The organism is Xanthomonas boreopolis (genome assembly GCF_046529185.1).
GTDB classification, from domain to species: domain Bacteria; phylum Pseudomonadota; class Gammaproteobacteria; order Xanthomonadales; family Xanthomonadaceae; genus Pseudomonas_S; species Pseudomonas_S boreopolis.
Window position 1 is genome coordinate 3478922 of the sequence record NZ_CP097162.1, and the last position, 20993, is coordinate 3499914.

Below are 20993 nucleotides of genomic sequence, written 5' to 3' on the forward strand. Positions count from 1 at the left end.
GCCCCGGCGGGAACCGCCGGGGAGCGCCTCAGAGCGCGCGGTGCTTGGCTTCGCCGAAGAACGGGGTGTGGTGCGCGCAGTCGTTCAGGCGCACCACTTCCAGGCGCTCCACATCCTCGCCTTCGAGCAGGTTGAGCGTGGTCGGCGCCTGGCGGAAGGTCCACAGGCGCGACAGCGGAATGCCGAGCACCTTGCACAGGATCACGCGGTTGACCGCATCGTGGGCGACGACCAGCAGCGTGTCCTCGGCGCCGAGCCCCTCGGCCGCGCGCGCCAGTCCGCGCCAGCTTCGCTCCAGCACCTGCCGCAGCGATTCGCCACCCGGCATCAGCACCGTGTCCGGCTCCTCGCGCCAGGCGCGCAGGCGCGCCGGATCCTTCTCGTGGATCTCGCTGGCCAGCAGGCCTTCCCATTCGCCATGCGCGATCTCCTGCAGGTCGGCATCGAGCTGCAGCATCGCTTCGCGCCCGGGCCCGAGCGCCAGGCGCGCCGTGGTCTGCGCGCGGCTCAGCGGCGAGGCCACCGCCCGCGCGATCGGCAGGCCCTTCAGGCGCTCGCCGAGCGCGCGGGCCTGCCCTTCGCCCACCGGCGAAAGCGGAATGTCGATCTGGCCCTGGTAGCGGCCCTCGGCGTTCCACGGCGTCTCGCCGTGACGGGCAAGCAAGATGCGCATGCTCGGGAAATCCTCGTAGACGTGGGGGAACCGGTCGCCAGCGGCGACGGGAGCGGCATCATACCCGCTCGTTCCGGTTGCAGCCGAAACCTCGGGGCGGCGTGCGCTGTTGTGGGAGCGGCTTCAGCCGCGACAAGGCTTTCATGCAGATCCCTCTGCAACAGCCTGCACATCCCTGTGCAGGGGTTCAAATGGGAAAGCCTTGTCGCGGCTGAAGCCGCTCCCACAGTGCAGCGCTGCTGTCCGGCGTTATGCCCGGACAGCACGAAGCCGCCCGCGGGCGGCTTCGTGGCACGACGGTCGGCAGCTCCGGCTCAATGCGCCAGGTTCAGTTCCTTCAACAGCTGCGGCGCCGGCGCGACCTCGGTCATGACCCACTGCAGGTAGCGCGAATCGACCGCGATCATGCGGGTCATCGCCGGGTCGAACACCCAGTTGCTGCTGACCGACTCCCAGTTGCCGTCGAAGGCCAGGCCGACCAGCTTGCCGCGCGCATCCATCACCGGCGAGCCGGAGTTGCCGCCGGTGATGTCCAGGTCGGACAGGAAGTTCACCGGCACCGAGCCCAGGCGCTTGTCCTCCAGCCCGGCGTAGCGCTTGGCCTTGACCGCGTCGAGCAGCGCCTTCGGCGAATCGAACGGATCCTCGCCAGTCTCCTTGGCCGCCACGCCTTCGAGCGTGGTGAACGGGGTGTAGGCCACGCCGTCCTTCGGCGCATAGCCCTTGACGTTGCCGAAGGTGATGCGCAACGACAGGTTGGCGTCCGGATAGACGAACTCGCCCTGGCTCTTCTTGTAGTCGGCCAGCGCCTGCAGGTAGACCGGACGCGCCTTGAGCTGCTCGCCGGCTTCGATCTTGCCGCGCTTCTCGAACTCCAGCAGCGCCGGCATCACCTCCACCGCGTACTGGATCGCCGGATCGGTGCTGCTCTCGAACGCGGCGCGGTCGGCCTTGAACCACTTCAGGCGCTCGTCGGTGCTGCCGAGGCGGGTGCCGTCGAGCTTCTTCAGCGCCGCCTCGATCGCGGCCGCATCGCTGCCGCCCAGCCACTTGTCGACCGCGGCGACGCGCTGGCCGGCCGGCAGCCTGGCGTACTCGCCCAGCCAGTACTGCTGCAGCTGGCGGTCCATCGCGGGGACGTAGCGGCGCTCCATCTGCTTCATCGCGCCCTCGATCGCCGGCAGGTCGCGGTCCTGGTAGCCGGACTCGCGCTCGGCGTCCGGCTTGGCGCGCTCGATCGAAAGCCGGTACAGCGTCACCGCGGCGCCGACGGCGCCGGTACGGTGGAACTGGCCAAGCACCAGGTCGCGCTGCTGGGTGGCCTTGCCCGCCTCGGCCTGCCTGACCAGCGTCGCGTACGCGTCCAGGGCCGGCTTGCCGGCGTTGCCCTGCTGCCTGAGCCACGCCAGCACGGCCGCTTCCTCGGCTTTCTTCTGGCCTTCGGCGTCGATGCGCTTGAAGCCTTCCAGCTGGCCTTCGTAGTTCTTGCTGGTGTTGTTCCAGCCGGCCATGGTGCTGGCGTACTTCACCTGGATGTCCGGGTTCTGCTTGCCGGCGGCCTCGACCATCGCGATGAGGTTCTTGTAGTGGCGCGCCACGGTCGGATAGGTCCAGTTCGCGGTGTTCTCGAACTCGGCGACCAGCGCGTAGCGGTTGGTGCGGCCCGGGTAGCCGGCCACCATCACGAAATCGCCCGCCCCCAGCGGCTGGTCGGCGAACTTCAGCCAGTGCTTGGGCCGGTAGGGCACGTTGTCCTTGGAGAACGGCGCGGGCTTGCCGTCCTTGCCGACATAAGCGCGATAGAACGAGAAATCGCCGGTGTGGCGCGGCCACATCCAGTTGTCGATGTCGCCGCCGAACTTGCCCACGCTGCCGGGCGGCGCATAGACCAGGCGCACGTCCTTGATCTCCAGGTTCTTGAACAGCCGGTAGGCATTGCCGCCGGAGAAGCTGAAGAGCTGGCAGCGATAGCCGGGCTCGGCCTCGCACTGGGCGATCTGGGTCTTGTTGAACGCTTCCAGCGCCTGGGTGCGCTTGAGCGGATCGTCGCCGGCGGCGGCGATCGCGGCCTTGGCCTGGGCGGTGACGTCGGTGATGGCCTCGAGCACGTAGATGCGCGCGTTCGGGCCGGCGCTCAGTTCGTCGGCGGTGGCCGGTGCGTTGAACCCGTCCTTGATCAGGTTCTTTTCCGGCGTGGAATTGAGCTGGATCGCGCCGTAGGCGCAGTGGTGGTTGGTCACGACCAGGCCCTGCGGCGAGACGAAGCTGGCGGTGCAGCCGCCGAGCGCGACCACCGCGCCCATCGGGTCGCCGGTCAGGTCTGAAAGCTGCTGGGGCGAGAGTTCCAGGCCGGCCTTCTGCAGCGGGCCGGCGATCTCCGGCAGTTGCTGCGGGACCCACATGCCCTCTCCGGCGTGTGCGGCACCGGCCGTGCCGATGGCGGCGGCGACGGAAAAAGCGAGCAGCTTCATGCGCATCGAAACGGTTCCATGTGTAAGGAAGTAACGATTCTAGCGATGCCATCCCAGTACCGGGCCATGACCTATGGCACGGTCGCCGGGGCCGATCGTTCCTGGTGGAAGGCGTTTCGACGGGAACGCGGCTCCCTCCGCCGCCGGTTTGCGGAGGGAGCCGGTACTCGCCTAGATCGCCGCTCCGCGCCCCAATGCGGGATCGCTGCGGCTGGGCCTTCCGGTCTCGAGGTGCCCGGCCAGCCTGCGGCGGAACGCCCCGTCGCCCAGTTCCACCAGCAGGTCGTACCAATGGTCGCTGGCGGCCAGGTCGTAGCGGAGTTCGTCCTGCGCGCCGGCGGCGAGGCTCAGTTCGTGCGGCGCGGGATCGCCGTAGTCGAGCGCGCGCACGCGCAACGTGCAGGCCGTCTTGCCGCGATTGCCCAGCCGCAATACCAGCGTGCCCTGTTCGTTGCGCGCTTCCAGCCAGGGCGCGACGCCGTTCCGCGATTCCAGGTCGCGATCGCCGGCCAGCTCGCGCAGGAACCCGTTGGGCCCATGCACCGCCAGCGCGTAGGCGCCGCGCTCGGGCAACCCGTGCGGCACATCCTCCAATTCGCTGCCCGGCAGCACCGTGTAGTACCACGGCCCCGCCTGGCTGCCCGGCGCGTAGACGTTGAACACCGCCGCGGCCGAACCGGCATTCACGAAGCGCAGCCGCAGCGCGCCATGCTCGCGCGTCGCCTCGCCATGCACCTGCAGGTCGTACGGCAGCGCGCGCGCGGGGCGCTGGCCGGGCTCCTGGCGCGGCATGTCCTCGCGTTGCGGCGGCTCCGGCTCCGGCAGCTTGGCGATCGCGGCGGTGCGCTGCCTGTAGTCGGACACGTCGGGCAAGGCGAACAACGCGGAACCGTCCGGATCGCGGAAGTCGAACACGCTGGCGAGATCGCCGGTCACCGCGCGCCGCCACGGGCTGATGTTGGGCTCGGCGACGCCGAAGCGCGTCTCCAGCAGGCGCAGCACCGAGGTGTGGTCGAACACCTGCGAGTCGACCCAGCCGCCGCGTGTCCACGGCGATACCACCAGCAACGGCACGCGGATGCCCAGCCCGACCGGCACGCCGTGGTAGGCCTCGCCGCGCGTGTCCACCGCGCTGCGTCCCATCCGCGCGTCCAGCGCCGGCAGGGGCGACGGCACGTGGTCGAAGAAGCCGTCGTTCTCGTCGTAGTTGATGATCAGCGCGGTCTTCGCCCACACCTGCGGGTTGGCGGTGAGCGCGTCGATCAGGCGCGCGGTCAACGATTCGCCGTATGCCGGCGGCGCTTCCGGATGTTCGCTGTAGGCGGTCGGCGCGATGATCCACGACACCTGCGGCAGGCGGCCGGCCTGCACGTCGGCGGCGAAGGCGGCGACGAGGTGGTCGGCGCTGGTCTGCGCGGCATTGTCCGCGGTCGAGCCGGGCACCCAGGCGCGCGCGCGGCGGTAGCGCTCGTCGGAAGTATCCAATCCGCGGAAATGCTCGAAGTACGCCAGCGAGTTGTCGCCGAAGTTGTCGTACTCCTGGTACACGCGCCAATCGATGCCGGCCTCGCTCAGGCGCTGCGCGTAGGTGGTCCAGCGCATCGCCGCGTAGCCGGGCTTGTCGCGCGCCATGTCGGCGGTCCAGTTGCCGTCGTCGGCGTTCTCCACCGCCTGCAGGCGATCGTCGCCGACGCTCAACCCGCTGGTGCCGGTGAACAGGAACATGCGGTTCGGGTTGGTCGGCCCGTGGATCGAGCAGAAGTAGCCGTCGCAGATCGTGAAGGCATCGGCCAGCGCGTGGTAGTACGGGATGTCGCTGCGCTGGAAGTAGCCCATCGCCAGTTCGCCCTTGTAGGGCACCCAGCAGTCGTACTCCTGCCAGCGCCGCGGGTCCTGGCCCGGCGCGCCCTTCCACGAATGGTCCAGGCTCTTGATCAACGGCGCGCGCGTATCCGGGCGGAACCGGAACGGCGCGATCCGGCGCCCGCGCGCATCGGCCTGGCGCCACACCGGCGTGCCGTCGCGCAGCTTCATCGCGCGCGTGTCGCCGAAGCCGCGCACGCCGCGCAGCGTGCCGAAGTAATGGTCGAACGAGCGGTTCTCCTGCATGAAGATCACCACGTGCTCGAGGTCGGCCAGGGTGCCGGTGCGCGGTACGGCCGGCAGCGCGAGCGCGCGGCCGATCGAAGGCGGGATCGCGCCGGCGGCGGTCAGCGCCGCCAGTCGCTTGAGGAAGTCCCGGCGGGACAGGTCATTCATGGAAGTACGGTCCTGTGGCGGCAACGAAACGGTTCCGCCGAACGCGGGCGGACCGCCCGGTATAAGCCGCGATGGCGACAGTTCCGCGACAGCCGGCCTGGCCAAGCCGCGTCATCAATCTTTCATGTGGCGGCGACACGCTGCGCGGCTTGTGGCCTTGCCAGCAGGGCCGCCGTTCCCCCGCCGCATCACGACCACAGGAACCCCCATGCCGCTTTCCGCCAGGCTCGCCCCTCGTCCGACCCTGCTCGCCTTCGCCCTGTCCTGCGCCCTGCCCGCCTTCGCCAGCGCCGCACCGGCCGAAGAGGCGGCGCCCGCTGCCGCCGCGGCTCCCGCCCCCGCCGATGCCACCCAGCTCGATGCGATCTCGGTGGTCGCCCAGGGCAGCACGCGCCAGGTGCAGCGGGTCACCAGGCAGGACATCGAACGGCTCTCCCCGGGCAGCAGCGCGCTGAAGGCGATCGACAAGCTGCCGGGCGTGCAGTTCCAGGCGGCCGACCCGTGGGGCGCCTACGAGTGGTCCACGCAGATCACCCTGCACGGCTTCGACCAGAGCCGCCTGGGCTACACGCTCGACGGCATCCCGCTGGGCAACATGAGCTACGGCGTCACCAACGGCCTGCAGGTCACCCGCGCGATCACCTCCGAGAACATCGGCTCGGTGGAACTGGCGCAGGGGGCCGGCGCGCTCGGCACCGCCTCCAATACCAATCTCGGCGGCACCATCCAGTTCTACTCGGCCGACCCGGACAGCGAAGCGGGCGTGCGCCTGTCGCAGACGGTCGGCAGCGACGCCACCCGCCGCACCTTCGTGCGCGGCGACATCGGCGACCACGACGGCGTGTCGGCCTACCTGTCCTACGCCAACGCCAGTACCGACAAGTGGAAGGGCTACGGCGACCAGAAATCCGAGCAGGCCAACCTGAAGGCGCTCTACCAGTGGGGCGAAGGCAACCGCGTGAGCCTGTTCCTGGACACCTCGCGGCGCAAGGAATACGACTACATGGACCTGTCGCTGACCAGCCAGAAGGCGCTGGGCTGGAACTGGGACTACCTGCAGCCGGACTGGGCCACCGCCGTGCAGATGGCCCGCGCCTACCAGAGCACCGGCCAGTACGGCGGCACCGCCAACGGCTATCCCGCCTCGCTGGCCGCGCTGCCGGACGACTACGACTGGCTCGACGCCACCTACTACGCCGGCGGCGGTATCCGCCGCGACAACCTGGCCGGCCTGAGCGGCAGCTTCGCGCTGGCCGACGACCTCTCCCTCGATGCCACCGGCTACTACCACGGCGCGCGCGGCGAAGGCCAATGGGCCACGCCGTACCTGGCGACCTCGGCCGAGGCGCCGCTGGCGATGCGCACCACCGACTACGGACTGGACCGCTACGGCGCGACCGGCGCGCTGAAGTGGACGCTGGGCAACCACGACATCCAGGCCGGCTTCTGGGCCGAGAACGCGCGCACCACCCAGGAGCGCAACTACTTCGCGCTCGGCGCCGACGGCTATACCTCGCTGTACAACTTCTACGAGAACCAGACGCCGTTCGCGCGCGGCTTCCTGCAGCGCTACACCACGCAGAGCCGCATGTTCTACCTGCAGGACAGCGTGCGCCTGCTCGACGAGCGCCTGACGCTGAACTACGGCGCCAAGGCGGTCTCGACCCAGACCCGCGCGCAGTCGCTGGTGGCGACCGGCTCGTTCGCGCAAGGCAAGATCAAGGCCGACGAGGGCTTCCTGCCGCAGGTGGGCGTCAACTACAAGCTGGACGAGCGCCAGGACGTCTACGCCTCCTACAGCAAGAACATCGCCGCCTACGGCTTCACCCCGTTCGCGACCTCGCAGGCCGCGTTCGACGGCAGCAAGTCCACGCTCGAGCCCGAGGAGTCGCAGACCTTCCAGGCCGGCTACCGCGTCCAGGACGCGCAGTTGCAGGCCTCGGCGGACGTGTACTTCACCAAGTTCTCCAACCGCCTGCTGACCACCTCCCCGTGCAGCGCGATCCAGACCTGCGCCTCGATCCTCAACAACGTCGGCGCGGTGCACAGCACCGGCGCGGACCTGGCGCTGATGTGGAAGCCGGCGGAAGGCTTCAACTGGCTCAACTCGCTGTCGTGGAACCGCTCCAAGTACCAGGACGACTACCTCAACAACGGCGTGGTGGAGACCTCCGGCAAGTACGTGGTCGGCATCCCGTCGTGGATGTTCTCCTCCAGCGCCAGCTGGCAGCTCGGCAACCTGCGCCTGGACCTGGACGGCAAGTACCTGGGCAAGCGCTACATCACCTACCTCAACGACTCGCAGGTGCCGTCGTACTGGCTGTTCAACGCCGGCGCGCGCTACGACTTCGGCCGCCTCGGCGCACTGAGCGACGTGGCCCTGTCGCTGAACATCACCAACCTCACCGACAAGCGCTACTTCGCCAGCACCGGCACCAACGGCTACGTCGCCTCCGACCCGAACGGCTACAACCAGACCCTGATGGCCGGCGCGCCGCGCCAGTACTTCCTCAGCCTGGACGTGCGGCTCTGAGGCAGGCGGCGAACAGGAACTAGAACCATCATCCCCACGCAAGCGGGGATGATGGGTTTCGCTGGCTGCGCTCGTTGTTCTTGTGTCGGCTGGATGCGGAGCTGGATTCCGACCTACGCGGGGGCGACGGTAGAGCGATCGGCTCGAACCTGATCATTACGACAGCGGCGACGGCTGCAATTGCGGCCGTTGCCGTTGCTCGTGATGTTGCTTCGGCCTCTCGCCTTTGACTTTGACTTACCGGGGCCCCTCCGAAGCGGCGGAGACGGCGGGAAAAACCCGAAGGGCGACGTGCATGGATGCACGTCGTTTTTCGCCGCGACAGGATGCCGCGTCGAAAAATCCCGCCGGCTCCGCGAACCCGCAGCGCAGCTGCGGGCGCGAAGGCGGGGGGTGCTCGATCAGCCGTTCGGCTGCTGTGAAGCGCTTCTTTTGGTTACTTTTCTTTACGCGGCACATCCTTGTGCCGCGCCCTTCGGGCCGGCTTCGCCGTGCGGCGCCGCTCCTGCGGCGCGCGTGCACAAGCAAAGAAAAGTGACTCGCCAAAGGCGAAAGCTTTGGCTTTTATTGCCCAAAGCCAAAAGTCCCTGGATGATCAGCCGTTCGGCTGCTGAAAAGCGCCTCCCGCCTTCGCGGGAATGACGATAGATAGCCCGCCCCAACCCCCAATAACCCTGCCCATCCCACCACCCACACCCCCAGTTACGCCAGCAACTATAATCAGCGCCCCGTTTCCCTTCCGCCGGCAGGCGACCCATGGCAGAAATGATGAAAGCGCTGGTCAAGCGCGAAGCCACCAAAGGCATCTGGATGGAGCAGGTGCCCGTCCCGGTGCCCGGCCCCAACGAAGTCCTGATCAAGCTGGAAAAGACCGCCATCTGCGGTACCGACCTGCATATCTACCTGTGGGACGAGTGGAGCCAGCGCACCATCAGGCCCGGCCTGACCATCGGCCACGAATTCGTCGGCCGCATCGCCGCGCTCGGCTCGGCGGTGACCGGCTACCAGATCGGCCAGCGCGTCTCGGCCGAAGGCCATATCGTCTGCGGCCACTGCCGCAACTGCCGCGGCGGCCGCCCGCACCTGTGCCCGAACACCGTCGGCATCGGCGTCAACGTCAACGGCGCCTTCGCCGAATACATGGTGATGCCGGCCTCCAACCTGTGGCCGATCCCCGACCAGATCCCGTCCGAGCTGGCCGCCTTCTTCGACCCCTACGGCAACGCCGCCCACTGCGCGCTGGAGTTCGACGTGATCGGCGAGGACGTGCTGATCACCGGCGCCGGCCCGATCGGCATCATCGCCGCCGGCATCTGCAAGCACATCGGCGCGCGCAACGTGGTGGTCACCGACGTCAACGACTTCCGCCTCAAGCTCGCCGCCGACATGGGCGCCACCCGCGTGGTCAACGTCGCCAACACCTCGCTGAAGGACGTGATGAAGGACCTGCACATGGAGGGCTTCGACGTCGGCCTGGAAATGAGCGGCAACCCGCGCGCGTTCAACGACATGCTCGATTGCATGTACCACGGCGGCAAGATCGCCATGCTCGGCATCATGCCCAAGGGCGCCGGCGCGGACTGGGACAAGATCATCTTCAAGGGCCTCACCGTGCAGGGCATCTACGGCCGCAAGATGTACGAGACCTGGTACAAGATGACCCAGCTGGTGCTGTCCGGTTTCCCGCTGCACAAGGTGCTCACCCACCAGCTGCCGGTGGACGAGTTCCAGAAGGGCTTCGACCTGATGGAACAAGGCAAGGCCGGCAAGGTCGTGCTGAGCTGGAACTGAGCGCCGCCGGCGTGCGGCGCGACGAAGAAGGGCGCCCTGCGGCGCCCTTCTTCGTTCATACGAGCGGTTCGGCTTACAGGCCGATGGTCGCGGTGACGACCACGCGGTCGCCGCCGTTGCTGCCGCCGACACGCTCGCCGGCCTTGTCGGTATCGATGTAGGCCACCGACAGCGCCAGCGGGCCGAAGCTCTTGCCCACGCTCACCGAGTAGTCCGAGTAGTCCTCGATCCCGGCCTTGTTGCTGAACATGCTGCGGCCGTAGCTGGCGCCGATGGTGAAGTCGTGCGGCAGCGACCAGTTGCCCGCCAGTGCGGCGTAGTAGCCGTCCTCGCTGGTCGCCCACGAATCGTTCGAGTAGGCCAGCGTCAGGCTGTAGGTCTCGAGGAAGGTGGTCTTGGTGATCAGCTCGTTCCAGTTCAGATCGCTGGCGCCGCTATAGGTGTAGCGGTTGACCATCACGTCGAAGTTGACCTTGTCGCCGAAGTCGGTGTTGTAGCCGATGTAGTAGTCGCGCTCCCAGTCCGGATCGCCCTCGCCGAAGTCCACATTGGACGTCCACGCGCCCGCGTAGAGGCCGAACTTGGAGGTGTAGGTGGCGCCGGCCTGGAACGCCGGGTCCTCGTTGGTCTGCGAGATGCCGCGCCATACGTAGTCGGTGGTCACCGCGAGCGTGGCGCTGAAGGGCTTGTATTCGTCGGCGCCTTCTTCCTGGGCAAAAGCGGCGGTGGAGACAGAGGACAAAGCGAGCAGCAGGGCACAAGCGAGCGTGGATGACTTCATGGGGCCGATCTCCTGGGGGCGGTGGGCGAGGAAACTGCACGTCGGGAAACAGCGCGAGGATCGCTGCTTTACGGATTCTTAACCGAGCCGCCGCTGCAGTGCAACATCCGTTGCATCCGTTACCGACAAGCCTTGTCCTGCCCTGCTCGAAGGCGGACGCGGGGTTGTCCGCCCCGCGTCCGTTCAGCCCGCCTCGGTGGCGGGAAAGATGCCGTACCGGCGCGCGGCGAGCGTCACCGATTGGCCGGCCGCGTAATGGCCGACCGCCGCCGGCAGTTCCAGTTCCACCTCGCCGGCCCGTTCCAGCCGCGCACGCACGCGCAGGCGCGCGCCGCTGCGCTGCGTGGACAGCACGGTCGCGCGCCAGCCTTCGGAGGCCGGCACCAGGTCTTCCGGGCGCACGTACAGTTCCACCTGGCCCGGCGCGACGTCCGCCTCCAGCGGCAGCGACAATCCGGCCACGTCCAGGTGCCCGCGCTGGACCGTGCCGGCGATGCGGTTGACCGCGCCGACGAACGAATAGACGAACGGCGATGCCGGCTCGTCGTAGACCGCCGCCGGGCTGGCCAGCTGCTCGATCCTGCCGCCATTGAGGATCGCCACGCGATCGGCCAGTTCCAGCGCCTCTTCCTGGTCGTGCGTGACGAACACCGTGGTCAGGCCGGTCCGTTCGTGCAGCTCGCGCAGCCAGCGCCGCAGGTCGCGCCGCACCTGCGCGTCGAGCGCGCCGAACGGCTCGTCGAGCAGCAGCACGCGCGGCTCGATCGCCAGCGCGCGCGCCAGCGCCACGCGCTGGCGCTGGCCGCCGGAGAGCTGGGTCGGATAGCGCTTCTCGAGCCCCTGCAACTGCACCAGCGCGAGCAGCTCCTGCACGCGCTCGCGGATGCGCGACTCCGCCCAGCGCGCCTCGCCGCGGCGCACGCGCAGGCCGAAGGCGATGTTCTCGTACACCGTCATGTGCTTGAACAGCGCGTAGTGCTGGAACACGAAGCCGACCCGCCGCGACTGCACGCTCATGCTGGTCGCGTCCTCGTTGCCGAACAGCACCTGGCCGCCATCGGCGTACTCCAGGCCGGCGATGATCCGCAGCAGGGTGGTCTTGCCCGAACCGGAGGGACCGAGCAGCGCCAGCAGCTCGCCCGGATGGATGTCGAGGTTGATCGCGTCCAGCGCGGTGAAGTCGTCGAACTGCTTGCGCAGGTTCTGGATGCGGATGCCGATGCTCATGCGGGGGCTCTCAATGGCGGTGGTTGGCGGCCAGCGACTCGCCGTGCCGCCATTCCAGGTAGGTTTTCAGGGCGAGCGTCAGCAGGGCGCTCAAGGCCAGCAGCGAGGCGCAGGCGAACGCCGCGCTGTAGGCGTATTCGTTGTAGAGGATCTCCACGTGCAGCGGCAGCGTGTTGGTGCGGCCGCGGATGTGGCCGGACACCACCGACACGGCGCCGAACTCGCCCATCGCGCGCGCCGCGCACAGCAGCACGCCATAGAGCAATCCCCAGCGGATGTTCGGCAGCGTCACCCGCCAGAACGTCTGCCAGCCGCCGGCGCCGAGGCTCAGCGCCGCCAGTTCCTCGTCGCTGCCCTGCTGCTCCATCAGCGGCATCAGCTCGCGCGCGATGAACGGGAAGGTGACGAACGTGGTCGCCAGCACGATGCCCGGCAGCGCGAACACGATCTTGGGCAATTGGATCAGCGTCTCGCCCAGGACCGGCAGGTGCACGTGCCAGCCCTCGTCGATCAACGGCCAGGCCCAGCCCTGGCGCCCGAAGATCAACATGAAGATCAGGCCGGCCACCACCGGCGAGACCGAGAACGGCAGGTCGATCAGGCTCACCAGCAGGCGCCGGCCCGGGAAGCGGTGCTTGCTCACCGCCCAGGCCGCGGCCACGCCGAACACCAGGTTCATCGGGATCACGACCGCGGTGACCAGCAGGGTCAGGCGGATCGCCGCCAGCGCGTCCGGGTCGGTGATGGCCTTCCAGAACACCTGCAGCCCGCCGCGCAGCGCCTCGGCGAACACCAGCACCAGCGGCAGCAGCAGGAAGAACAGCAGGAACGCCAGGGCGCCGGCGGTCAGCAGCCAGCGCGCCCAGCGCGGCTCGGTGGTGGCGGCGGCAACGATGTCGCGTGACCGACGGGCCGGCATGGCCTGTTCCTGGAGGGGCGTCGGCAGGGAGGATACGATCTGGTTCATCTAAAGCGCGTCTCTACGGCGTGCCACGGCGTTGCAGGCGCCCTTGCAGCCCGTTCACCAGCAGCAGCACCGCGAACGACAGCAGCAGCATCGCCGCCGCGATCGCCGTGGCGCCGGCGTAATCGAACTCTTCCAGGCGGATGGTGATCAGCAGCGGCGCGATCTCGGTCACGTTCGGCATGTTGCCGGCGATGAAGATCACCGAGCCGTACTCGCCCACGCCGCGCGCGAAGGCCAGCGCGAAACCGGTCAGCAGCGCCGGCCACAGGCTCGGCAGCACCACCCGGAATACCGTCTGCCAGCGCCCCGCGCCGAGCGTGGCGGACGCCTCCTCCAGCTCGCGCTCGTTCTCGGCCAGCACCGGCTGCACCACCCGCACAACGAACGGCAGCCCCACGAACACCAGCGCGACCACGATGCCGAGCTGCGTGTAGGCGACCTTCAGGCCGAGCGGCTCCAGCCAGCGTCCGATCCAGCCGTTGCCGCCGTACAGCGCGGTCAGCGCGATGCCCGCCACCGCCGTCGGCAGCGCGAACGGCAGGTCGATCATCGCGTCGAACAGGCGCTTGCCCGGGAACGAGTAGCGCACGAACACCCACGCCACCCACGTGCCCATCACCGCGTTGAACGCGGCCGCCGCCAGCGCGGTGACGAAGCTCAGCTTCAGCGCGGCGAGCACGCGCGGCTCGCTCCACACCTGCCAGACCCCGCTCCAGCCCAGACCGCTGGTCTTGATGAACACCCCCAGCAGCGGGATCAGCACGATCAGGCCCAGCCAGACGAACGTGATCCCCAGGCTCAGCCCGAGCCCGGGGATCACGCGGCGGCGCGGCGGCTTGCGCGCCTCGGGTACCGCACTTGCCGACATTTACTTGCTCGCCTGGATCTGGTCGAAGATGCCGCCGTCGGCGAAGTGCTCGGCCTGGGCCTTCTGCCACGACCCGAACGCCTGCTGGATGGTCGCCAGTTCCACCTTCGGGAAGCGCGCGACGTCGTCCTTGTCGGCGAACTCGGGATGGCGCGGGCGGTAGTAGTGCTTGGCCGCGATCTTCTGGCCCTCCGGCGAGTACAGGTACTTCAGGTACTCCTCGGCGACCGCGCGCGTGCCGTGCTTGTCGACGTTCTTGTCGACCAGCGCGACCGACGGTTCGGCCAGGATCGACAGCTTCGGCACCACGATCTCGAACTTGTCCGGTCCCAGTTCCTCCAGCGCCAGGAACGCCTCGTTCTCCCAGGCCAGCAGCACGTCGCCGATGCCGCGCTGCACGAAGGTCGTGGTGGCGCCGCGCGCGCCGGTGTCCAGCACCGGCACGTTGCGGAACAGCGCGACCATGCTGCGCCGGATCTTGTCCTGGTCGCCCTTGAAGATCCTGTCGAAGTAAGCCCACGCCGCCAGGTAGTTCCAGCGCGCGCCGCCGGAGGTCTTCGGGTTCGGCGTCACCACCGACACGCCCGCGCGCAGCAGGTCCGGCCAGTCCTTGATGCCCTTCGGGTTGCCCTTGCGCACCAGGAACACGATCGTCGAGGTGTACGGCGCGCTGTTGTCGGGCAGGCGCTTCTCCCAGCCCGGCTGGATCAGCTTGGCCTTCTCGGCGATCGCGTCCACGTCGTAGGCCAGCGCCAGCGTGACCACGTCCGCCTCGACGCCGTCGATCACCGAGCGCGCCTGCTTGCCCGAGCCGCCGTGCGAGGTCTCCACGGTCACCTTGTCGCCGGTCTTTTCCTGCCAGTGCCTGGCGAAGGCGGCGTTGTAGTCGCGATACAGCTCGCGCGTGGGATCGTAGGACACGTTGAGCAGCTGCACGTCGCGCGCGAGCGCGCCTCCGGCGAATGCCGTCAACAGCAGCGTGCCGAGCCAGATGCCTGCAACGCGCGGGGATGCGAGCCAGTTCTTCATTGCTTTCTCCGCCTCAGAAGGAAACCTGCAACCGGGAGAACAGGGCCTTCTCGTCCTCCCGGTCTGCGCCTGCCGCAGCGCCGCCGTCGAAGCGGGTCTGCGAGTAATTGACTACCAGCTTGAGATTACTGGTGAGATACCAATTGACGCCCAGCGTCCATGCCTCGGCCCGGCGCGCGGCCGAATTGGCATCGGCGAACAGCGGGAAAGCCGCATCGTCCACCTCCAGTACACCATACCGTCCTACCAGCTCCCATGCACCCCACCCCTCGCCGCCCGCGGCGAACAGCCGCGAGGGCCTGACCACGCCGCGATAGCCCGCATCCTCGCCGGTCAGCACGTAGCTGGCGGTGGCCTGCCAGGCCTTGTTTTCCAGGGTCGCGCGTGCGCCCGGGCCCGCCACTTCCTGGCGCGAGACGATGTACTCGGCCTGCAGCCCGAAGCCATTGCGGTAGTAGTAGCCCTGCGGCGACCAGCGCGTGCGGTCGCCATCGGCCAGCACCGTGCTGCGGTAGCTGAAGAACGTGGCCTGTCCGGGCGTGCGGTAGCGCGGCAGGAAGTTGTTGCCGCTGCCGTGCGTCTGGCCGGTGCTTGCGCCGATCCCGAAGCCCAGCCCCGACCACGCGCTGGCGCTGTCCCTGAACGGTTCGAAGAAGATCCGGCCGGCGTACTCGAAATCGTCGTCGGGATTGCTGGTGACCGCATCGCGGCCGTCCACGGTGCCGTTGAACACGCCGAGCGCATAACTGACCGCGCCGACCTCGCCCTGCAACTGCACGCCGATGTCGCGGTTGGGCGCCAGCTCGCTCGGCAGCGCGCGCTCGACGTCGGCCAGGGCCGAGGACGACTGCAGCCGCTCCAGCCCGACCGGCGAGGTGAACTTGCCGGCCCGCAGGGTATAGGCCTTGTCGAAGCGCAGGTCGACGTAGGCGTCGACGATGCTGGCGCTGTCGCCGGCGAACTCCGGCGTGAGGCGGAAGGCCACCAGCTTGCCGAGCGAGCCCTCGATGATCGGCCGTGCGGTGCGGATCAGGAACGTATCGGCCTGCGGCTGCCGGTCGTCGTCGATGTAGAAGCGGCCATCGCCCTGCAACAGGCCGCGCAGCCGGATCTCGTAGGCGCCGTCGGCGGACCTGAACGAGGCGCCCTTGTCGTTGACCGTCACCACCGGCGCGGACTTGGCCGCCGCGACGCGCTCCTCTTCCTGCAGTTCCAGCCGGCGCTCGATCACGCGCAGCCGCTGGTCCAGGTCGGCCAGGCCGTCCGTGGCCGTGCCGGGCGCGGCGGCGGGCGCGGTCCCGAGGCGCCGTTCCAGCGCCTCCAGGCGGCGCTGGAGTTCCTCCACGGTGGGCTGCCGGGCCTGTTGCGCCCAGGCCGGGAGCGCGGCCAGCGCGCAGGCCAGCGCGAGCAGCGTGCGGGCCGGCCTGCCGGCGTGGCGGTCTTCTCCCCTTGGCGGTTGCATGCGTCGTCTCCGGTGGTCGGACGAAACCCCCTTCGTCCGGGACGCCGATGCTGCAGGTGCACATCCGCGCCCGGAAATGACCAATCCGCAGTCGCTTATAGCCATTGCGCATGACGCCCCGGCCGCCGCGCCGGGCGGCGGGTAAAATCCGGCATTTCCCCGAACGACACCGCCATGACCGACGCCTCCCCGACCCGCCGCTACGCCGAGGAACTCGACGCCCTCCGCGAGCAGGGGTTGTTCAAGTCCGAGCGCATCATCACCAGCCCCCAGTCGGCCGAGATCACGCTGGCCGACGGCCGCACCGTGCTGAACTTCTGCGCCAACAACTACCTCGGCCTGGCCGACCACCCGGACATCATCCGGGCCGCCAAGGACGCGCTCGATACCCACGGCTTCGGCATGGCCTCGGTGCGCTTCATCTGCGGCACCCAGGACCTGCACAAGCAGTTGGAGAAGACCATCGCCGACTTCTTCGGCACCGAGGACACCATCCTCTACGCCGCCTGCTTCGACGCCAACGGCGGCCTGTTCGAGCCGCTGCTGGGCGAGGACGACGCGATCATCTCCGACGCGCTCAACCACGCCTCGATCATCGACGGCGTGCGCCTGTGCAAGGCCAAGCGCTTCCGCTACGCCAACTGCGACATGGCCGACCTGGAGGCGCAGTTGCAGGCGGCCGACGCGGCCGGCTGCAAGACCAAGCTGATCACCACCGACGGCGTGTTCTCGATGGACGGCTTCATCGCGCCGCTCGACGAGATCACCGCGCTGGCGAAGAAGTACGGCGCGCTGGTGCACATCGACGAATGCCACGCCACCGGCTTCCTCGGCGCCACCGGCCGCGGCTCGGCCGAGGTCAAGGGCGTGCTGGACAGGATCGACATCTTCACCGGCACGCTCGGCAAGGCGATGGGCGGCGCACTCGGCGGCTTCACCACCGCGAAGAAGGAGGTGATCGAACTGCTGCGCCAGCGCTCGCGCCCGTACCTGTTCTCCAACTCGCTGCCGCCGCACGTGGTCGCCGCGGGCATCAAGGCCTTCGAGATGCTGTCGGCGGCCGGCGAACTGCGCGAGAAGCTGGTGCGGAACACCGCCTACTTCCGCGAACGCATGACCGCGGCCGGCTTCGACGTGAAGCCCGGCGTGCACCCGATCAGCCCGGTGATGCTGTACGACGCGCCGCTCGCGCAACGCTTCGCCGAGCGCCTGCTGGAAGAAGGCATCTACGCGATCGGCTTCTTCTTCCCGGTCGTGCCCAAGGGCCAGGCCCGCATCCGCACCCAGATCAGCGCCGCCCACACGCGCGAACACCTGGACCGCGCGATCGACGCCTTCACCCGGATCGGCCGCGAACTGGGCGTGATCGCCGGTTGACGTCGTCCGAAGGGGACGGGAATCGCCGCTGGGCGTCCCGTCCCGTCGCAAGGCCAAGCTGTTGCCGTGGCGGCGTTTGCTTTTGCTCCCCGTGGGAGCGGCTCTGGGTGGCCTAGGGCCATCAGCCGCGAAGACGCCTTCCCGATGCCTCCATCCCCGCAAGGAATCCCTGTTGGCGGGACTTCGGTCCCGGCGGGGCTTTCCCCTGAATCCCTACACATGGGATGCGGCAGCAGGGAGCACTGTGCAGGCGCTGCCGCCGGGACCGAAGTCCCTCCCACAAGCACGGCACGCTACTTGCCGCCCGCCCGGCCCGTCGTATCCGGAGCCCCCTTCGCAATGCGGATGCCATTGGCCTTCATCCAGGCATCGAACTCGTCGGCCGTCATCTGCCGCCCGCCCTGGCTCATGTCGAAGCGATAGGCGCCGCGCGCATCGCGCACCGCCAACGGCTTGACCACCACCACCTCGGGCCGCGCCGCTGCCGCCGTCCGCGTCGGCGCACACCCCGTCACCGCCACCAGCGATGCCACCGCCATCGCCGCGCAAAGCGCGCCACCGATTCGCTGCATGTCAGGCCTCCCAAGCGACCGCCGGAGTCTAGGAGATTTCCGCGCCGCATGCCTTTCGCCGGGCGGGAAGCACCGCGTCCCGGCCGCACGAGCGCGCGCCCGGCGCGGCTCAGTCGCGCGCCGGTGCGAGCGCCTCGACTTCCCAACGCTCCAGCGGCCGCCACGCGCCCTTCGCGAGCGTACCCAGCCGCAGTCCGCCGATCGCCACCCGCACCAGCCGCAGCACCGCGATGCCCTGCGCTTCCATCAGGCGCCGGATCTGGCGATTGCGCCCCTCCTCCAGCGTGATTTCCAGCCACGCATTGCGCGTCCCCTCGCGCAGCACCGCGACCCGGCTGGCGCGCAGGCGCTCGCCCGCCCCGACCTCGATGCCCTCGTGCATGCGCCGCAACTGTTGCGCGTCCGGGATGCAATCCACCTGCACGTGGTAGGTCTTGTCGGGGCCGCGTTCGGGATCGGTGATCGACGCCGCCCACTCCGGATCGTTGCAGAACAGCAGCAATCCCTCGCTGGCCTTGTCCAGGCGCCCGACCGGCGCCAGCCACGGCAGGCCGGCACCGTCGAAGCAACGGTAGACGGTGTCCCGGCTCCGCTCGTCGCGCACGCTGGTCACCAGGCCACGCGGCTTGTTGAGCATGACGTAGCGGCGCGCGGCTTCGCCGACCGGCTGCCCGTCCACCTCGATGCGCGGCGGAGCGCCTTGCGGGATCGGGAACTCGGGATCGCGGACCACCTGGCCGGCGACCGCCACGCGGCCGTCGCCGATCCAGCGCGCCGCCTCGCTGCGCGAGCATATCCCCAACTTCGAAAGCACCCGCGCCAGGCCATGGCGCGGGGATGCGGGGCCGGCCGCCCCCTTCTTGTTCCGTCCTGGCCGGGCGGGTGCCGGCGACGTCCGCCGGTGCATGCCCGGGCCGGGAGTTACTTGTTCTCGACCGGCGCGGCGTTCGCCGCCGGTTCCGCCGCCGGCGCCGCGGGGCGCGCCTTGACCACGCGCACGCCGCGCGCCTTCATCCACGCATCGAACTCCTCGGCGGTCATGCGCTTGCCGTTCTGGCTCATGTCGAAACGCCACGGCGTGTTGTCGAACGCCGTCTGCGGCTTGTACGCCGCCGGGTCGTTCGGGTTGGCCGGACCGGTGGCCGGCATCGCCTTGGCCACGTCCTGGCACCCTTCCACGCGCAGGCGCAGCAGCACGCGCTCGACCGACTGGTCGTTGTCGAACGGCTGGGCAAGCACCCCGCTCGGGCCACCGAGCTGCACGCTGCGGATGTAGAACTCGGCGGCGGCCGGCGCGATCACGGTCGCGGGCAGCGGCAGCGGCGGAGCGACGGCGCCGCTCGCGCAGTCCGTGGCGGCGTGGGCGGCGGGAACGAGAGCGAGACCGAGCAATCCGGCCGTTGCGAGACGCAGCATCGGGAAACATCCGTTGGGTGGTCGACGCGGCGAGTGTAGGCAGGCCCCATGCGCCTTTCAACCACGACTTGCACTCCCGTCTCCAACGCACTGCGATGAATGGGGATTTGCCTCGCTCGCCTGCCTGCTCGCCATCCCGCCACGGCACTCGCGGATCGCCATCGGCATCGCGCTTTACGTGCGCACGGAAAGCGGAGGCATCGCGCGGCATGCCCCATCCACGGCGGCCGACATGCACGACGCCGCCGGGGACGCGCAAAAACAAAGCCCGGCACGAGGCCGGGCTTTGCTTGGATCACCGAAGGTCCGATCAGTTCTGGACGTTCAGCTCGGTACGACGGTTCTTCGCACGGCCTTCCGGATTGTCCGAACCATCCGGGTTGGTGTTCGGAGCGATCGGGCGGCTCTCGCCGTAGCCGATCGGGCCGACCAGACGCGAGGCGTCCACGCCGTTCTGGGTCAGGTAGTCGTACACGGCCTTGGCGCGACGCTCCGACAGCTTCTGGTTGTACGCGTCGGTACCCTTCGAGTCGGTGTGACCGGCGACTTCGACGCGCAGATCCGGGTAACGCTTCAGGATCTCGGTGGCCTCGCTCAGGATCGCCACGGCGTCCGGACGCAGGGTCGACTTGTCGAAGTCGAAGTTCACGCCCTTCAGGTCGATCGACACCGGCACCGGGCAGCCGTCCGGACCGATCGTCTGGCCCGGCTGCGAGTTCGGGCACTTGTCGTCGCAGTTGTTGACGCCGTCGCCGTCGTCGTCCAGGTCCGCGCAGCTCGGAGCGACCGGAGCCGGGGCCGGAGCCGGGGCGACCGGGGCCGGGCCCAGCGGGATCACGACGCCGACCGAGGCCAGCACGTCGCCGAACCAATCCTGGTCATTGCCCGGGCGGACGCCGTTGACGGTGCGGATGCTCTGGTCGTCGAAATCGGCGCGGTAGGCCACTTCGGCACGCACGGCGACGCGCTTGTCGAAGGTGGTCTGCAGGCCGACGCCGACCTTGGCGGCGAACTCGCCGTCCTTGCGGTCCTTCAGCGCGGCGCCGCTCAGGTACTCTTCCTCGGTCTTCTGGTAGCCCAGACCGAACAGCAGGTACGGGTTCCAGCCACGGCCTTCCTGGATGAAGTGGCGACGCAGGTCGAACGAGATGCCGTACTGGCTCCAGTTCTGGTCCTGGTTCTTGTCGAAGTTCGGGTTCTGGTAGTTCAGCTCACCATCGAGCGACCAGTTCGGGCTGACGAACTTGCCCAGGCCCAGGGTGACGAACGGGGCATCGTTGGTGAGACGGTCGCTGTCCTGGAAGTTGAAGCCGGCCGAACCGGTCAGGTACCAGCGATCATCGAACTCCTGCGCGGAGGCTGCCTGGGCTACGGCCAGACCACCCAGCAACGCGGCAGTGAGGATTTTCTTGTTCATGAATACAGCTCCTTGTTTCGGGTAATAAAACCGATAGAGGCAGGGTTCAGTTCAGATGTCTCGTCACATCCAGACGGCCGTTCCGCTCGCCATCGCGGCGCAGATTAAGCTCGCTTTAGTGAAGACTGCGTTAACGGTCACATAACATGT

The 20993-nt window shown here is 68.7% G+C and carries 16 protein-coding genes; 3 read left to right on the forward strand and 13 right to left on the reverse strand.

Annotated features, from left to right (window positions below; all coding sequences use genetic code 11):
- Window positions 1-28: 28 nt before the first annotated feature.
- The 3 genes from M3M27_RS15650 to M3M27_RS15660 form a co-directional block, all read right to left on the reverse strand.
- Window positions 29-673 carry a histidine phosphatase family protein gene (locus tag M3M27_RS15650; RefSeq protein WP_140723463.1) on the reverse strand — a complete coding sequence of 215 codons (645 nt, stop codon included), beginning with the start codon at window positions 671-673 and terminating at the stop codon, window positions 29-31.
- Window positions 674-987: 314 nt separating this feature from the next.
- On the reverse strand, window positions 988-3150 hold the full coding sequence (locus tag M3M27_RS15655; protein WP_434026227.1) for a S46 family peptidase: 2163 nt from the start codon (window positions 3148-3150) through the stop codon (window positions 988-990).
- A 165-nt stretch (window positions 3151-3315) separates the two neighbouring features.
- Window positions 3316-5403 (reverse strand): phosphocholine-specific phospholipase C, encoded by a 2088-nt coding sequence (locus M3M27_RS15660; RefSeq protein ID WP_434026228.1) that lies wholly within the window; start codon window positions 5401-5403, stop codon window positions 3316-3318.
- 208 nt (window positions 5404-5611) lie between these two features.
- Between M3M27_RS15660 and M3M27_RS15665 the strand changes: the two genes are divergently transcribed.
- Window positions 5612-7936 (forward strand): TonB-dependent receptor, encoded by a 2325-nt coding sequence (locus M3M27_RS15665; protein ID WP_218569668.1) that lies wholly within the window; start codon window positions 5612-5614, stop codon window positions 7934-7936.
- Between the two features lie 756 nt (window positions 7937-8692).
- Window positions 8693-9727: an L-threonine 3-dehydrogenase gene (tdh, locus tag M3M27_RS15670; RefSeq protein WP_177497756.1), complete on the forward strand. Its 1035-nt coding sequence runs from the start codon at window positions 8693-8695 to the stop codon at window positions 9725-9727.
- 73 nt (window positions 9728-9800) lie between these two features.
- Here tdh and M3M27_RS15675 read toward each other — a convergent pair whose 3' ends face one another.
- The 6 genes from M3M27_RS15675 to M3M27_RS15700 form a co-directional block, all read right to left on the reverse strand.
- On the reverse strand, window positions 9801-10508 hold the full coding sequence (locus tag M3M27_RS15675) for a TorF family putative porin (RefSeq protein ID WP_140723477.1): 708 nt from the start codon (window positions 10506-10508) through the stop codon (window positions 9801-9803).
- Between the two features lie 183 nt (window positions 10509-10691).
- The gene (locus tag M3M27_RS15680; protein WP_140724242.1) at window positions 10692-11729 is read right to left on the reverse strand and encodes a sulfate/molybdate ABC transporter ATP-binding protein; all 1038 of its coding nucleotides are present in this window, start codon (window positions 11727-11729) and stop codon (window positions 10692-10694) included.
- A 16-nt stretch (window positions 11730-11745) separates the two neighbouring features.
- Window positions 11746-12702, reverse strand: a complete 957-nt coding sequence (gene cysW, locus M3M27_RS15685; protein WP_140723480.1) for a sulfate ABC transporter permease subunit CysW — start codon at window positions 12700-12702, stop codon at window positions 11746-11748.
- Between the two features lie 13 nt (window positions 12703-12715).
- Window positions 12716-13570 (reverse strand): sulfate ABC transporter permease subunit CysT, encoded by an 855-nt coding sequence (gene cysT, locus M3M27_RS15690; protein WP_140723483.1) that lies wholly within the window; start codon window positions 13568-13570, stop codon window positions 12716-12718.
- Window positions 13571-14599, reverse strand: coding sequence for a sulfate ABC transporter substrate-binding protein (locus M3M27_RS15695; protein ID WP_434026229.1), 1029 nt, complete (start codon window positions 14597-14599; stop codon window positions 13571-13573).
- A gap of 13 nt (window positions 14600-14612) precedes the next feature.
- Complete coding sequence (locus tag M3M27_RS15700) at window positions 14613-16061, reverse strand: OprO/OprP family phosphate-selective porin (RefSeq protein ID WP_434026230.1); 1449 nt, start codon at window positions 16059-16061, stop codon at window positions 14613-14615.
- 174 nt (window positions 16062-16235) lie between these two features.
- On the opposite strand from M3M27_RS15700, the gene kbl reads away from it, so the two are divergent.
- Window positions 16236-17438: a glycine C-acetyltransferase gene (gene kbl / locus M3M27_RS15705; RefSeq protein WP_434026231.1), complete on the forward strand. Its 1203-nt coding sequence runs from the start codon at window positions 16236-16238 to the stop codon at window positions 17436-17438.
- A 293-nt stretch (window positions 17439-17731) separates the two neighbouring features.
- Here the strand turns inward: kbl and M3M27_RS15710 are convergent, their stop codons facing one another.
- The 4 genes from M3M27_RS15710 to M3M27_RS15725 form a co-directional block, all read right to left on the reverse strand.
- Complete coding sequence (locus tag M3M27_RS15710) at window positions 17732-18010, reverse strand: hypothetical protein (RefSeq protein ID WP_434026232.1); 279 nt, start codon at window positions 18008-18010, stop codon at window positions 17732-17734.
- Window positions 18011-18119: 109 nt separating this feature from the next.
- Window positions 18120-18917, reverse strand: coding sequence for a pseudouridine synthase (locus M3M27_RS15715; RefSeq protein WP_434026233.1), 798 nt, complete (start codon window positions 18915-18917; stop codon window positions 18120-18122).
- A 14-nt stretch (window positions 18918-18931) separates the two neighbouring features.
- Window positions 18932-19426: a hypothetical protein gene (locus M3M27_RS15720; protein ID WP_434026234.1), complete on the reverse strand. Its 495-nt coding sequence runs from the start codon at window positions 19424-19426 to the stop codon at window positions 18932-18934.
- Window positions 19427-19736: 310 nt separating this feature from the next.
- The gene (locus M3M27_RS15725) at window positions 19737-20843 is read right to left on the reverse strand and encodes an OmpA family protein (RefSeq protein ID WP_140723500.1); all 1107 of its coding nucleotides are present in this window, start codon (window positions 20841-20843) and stop codon (window positions 19737-19739) included.
- Between the last annotated feature and the right edge of the window lie 150 nt (window positions 20844-20993).

Bases quoted from the DNA above. Each gene is read 5' to 3' on its own strand.
- M3M27_RS15650 (WP_140723463.1), bottom strand. From the start codon at position 673: ATGCGCATCTTGCTTGCCCGTCACGGCGAGACGCCGTGGAACGCCGAG.
- M3M27_RS15655 (WP_434026227.1), bottom strand. From the start codon at position 3,150: ATGCGCATGAAGCTGCTCGCTTTTTCCGTCGCCGCCGCCATCGGCACG.
- M3M27_RS15660 (WP_434026228.1), bottom strand. From the start codon at position 5,403: ATGAATGACCTGTCCCGCCGGGACTTCCTCAAGCGACTGGCGGCGCTG.
- M3M27_RS15665 (WP_218569668.1), top strand. From the start codon at position 5,612: ATGCCGCTTTCCGCCAGGCTCGCCCCTCGTCCGACCCTGCTCGCCTTC.
- tdh (WP_177497756.1), top strand. From the start codon at position 8,693: ATGGCAGAAATGATGAAAGCGCTGGTCAAGCGCGAAGCCACCAAAGGC.
- M3M27_RS15675 (WP_140723477.1), bottom strand. From the start codon at position 10,508: ATGAAGTCATCCACGCTCGCTTGTGCCCTGCTGCTCGCTTTGTCCTCT.
- cysW (WP_140723480.1), bottom strand. From the start codon at position 12,702: ATGAACCAGATCGTATCCTCCCTGCCGACGCCCCTCCAGGAACAGGCC.
- cysT (WP_140723483.1), bottom strand. From the start codon at position 13,570: ATGTCGGCAAGTGCGGTACCCGAGGCGCGCAAGCCGCCGCGCCGCCGC.
- M3M27_RS15695 (WP_434026229.1), bottom strand. From the start codon at position 14,599: ATGAAGAACTGGCTCGCATCCCCGCGCGTTGCAGGCATCTGGCTCGGC.
- M3M27_RS15700 (WP_434026230.1), bottom strand. From the start codon at position 16,061: ATGCAACCGCCAAGGGGAGAAGACCGCCACGCCGGCAGGCCGGCCCGC.
- kbl (WP_434026231.1), top strand. From the start codon at position 16,236: ATGACCGACGCCTCCCCGACCCGCCGCTACGCCGAGGAACTCGACGCC.
- M3M27_RS15710 (WP_434026232.1), bottom strand. From the start codon at position 18,010: ATGCAGCGAATCGGTGGCGCGCTTTGCGCGGCGATGGCGGTGGCATCG.
- M3M27_RS15715 (WP_434026233.1), bottom strand. From the start codon at position 18,917: ATGCACCGGCGGACGTCGCCGGCACCCGCCCGGCCAGGACGGAACAAG.
- M3M27_RS15720 (WP_434026234.1), bottom strand. From the start codon at position 19,426: ATGCTGCGTCTCGCAACGGCCGGATTGCTCGGTCTCGCTCTCGTTCCC.
- M3M27_RS15725 (WP_140723500.1), bottom strand. From the start codon at position 20,843: ATGAACAAGAAAATCCTCACTGCCGCGTTGCTGGGTGGTCTGGCCGTA.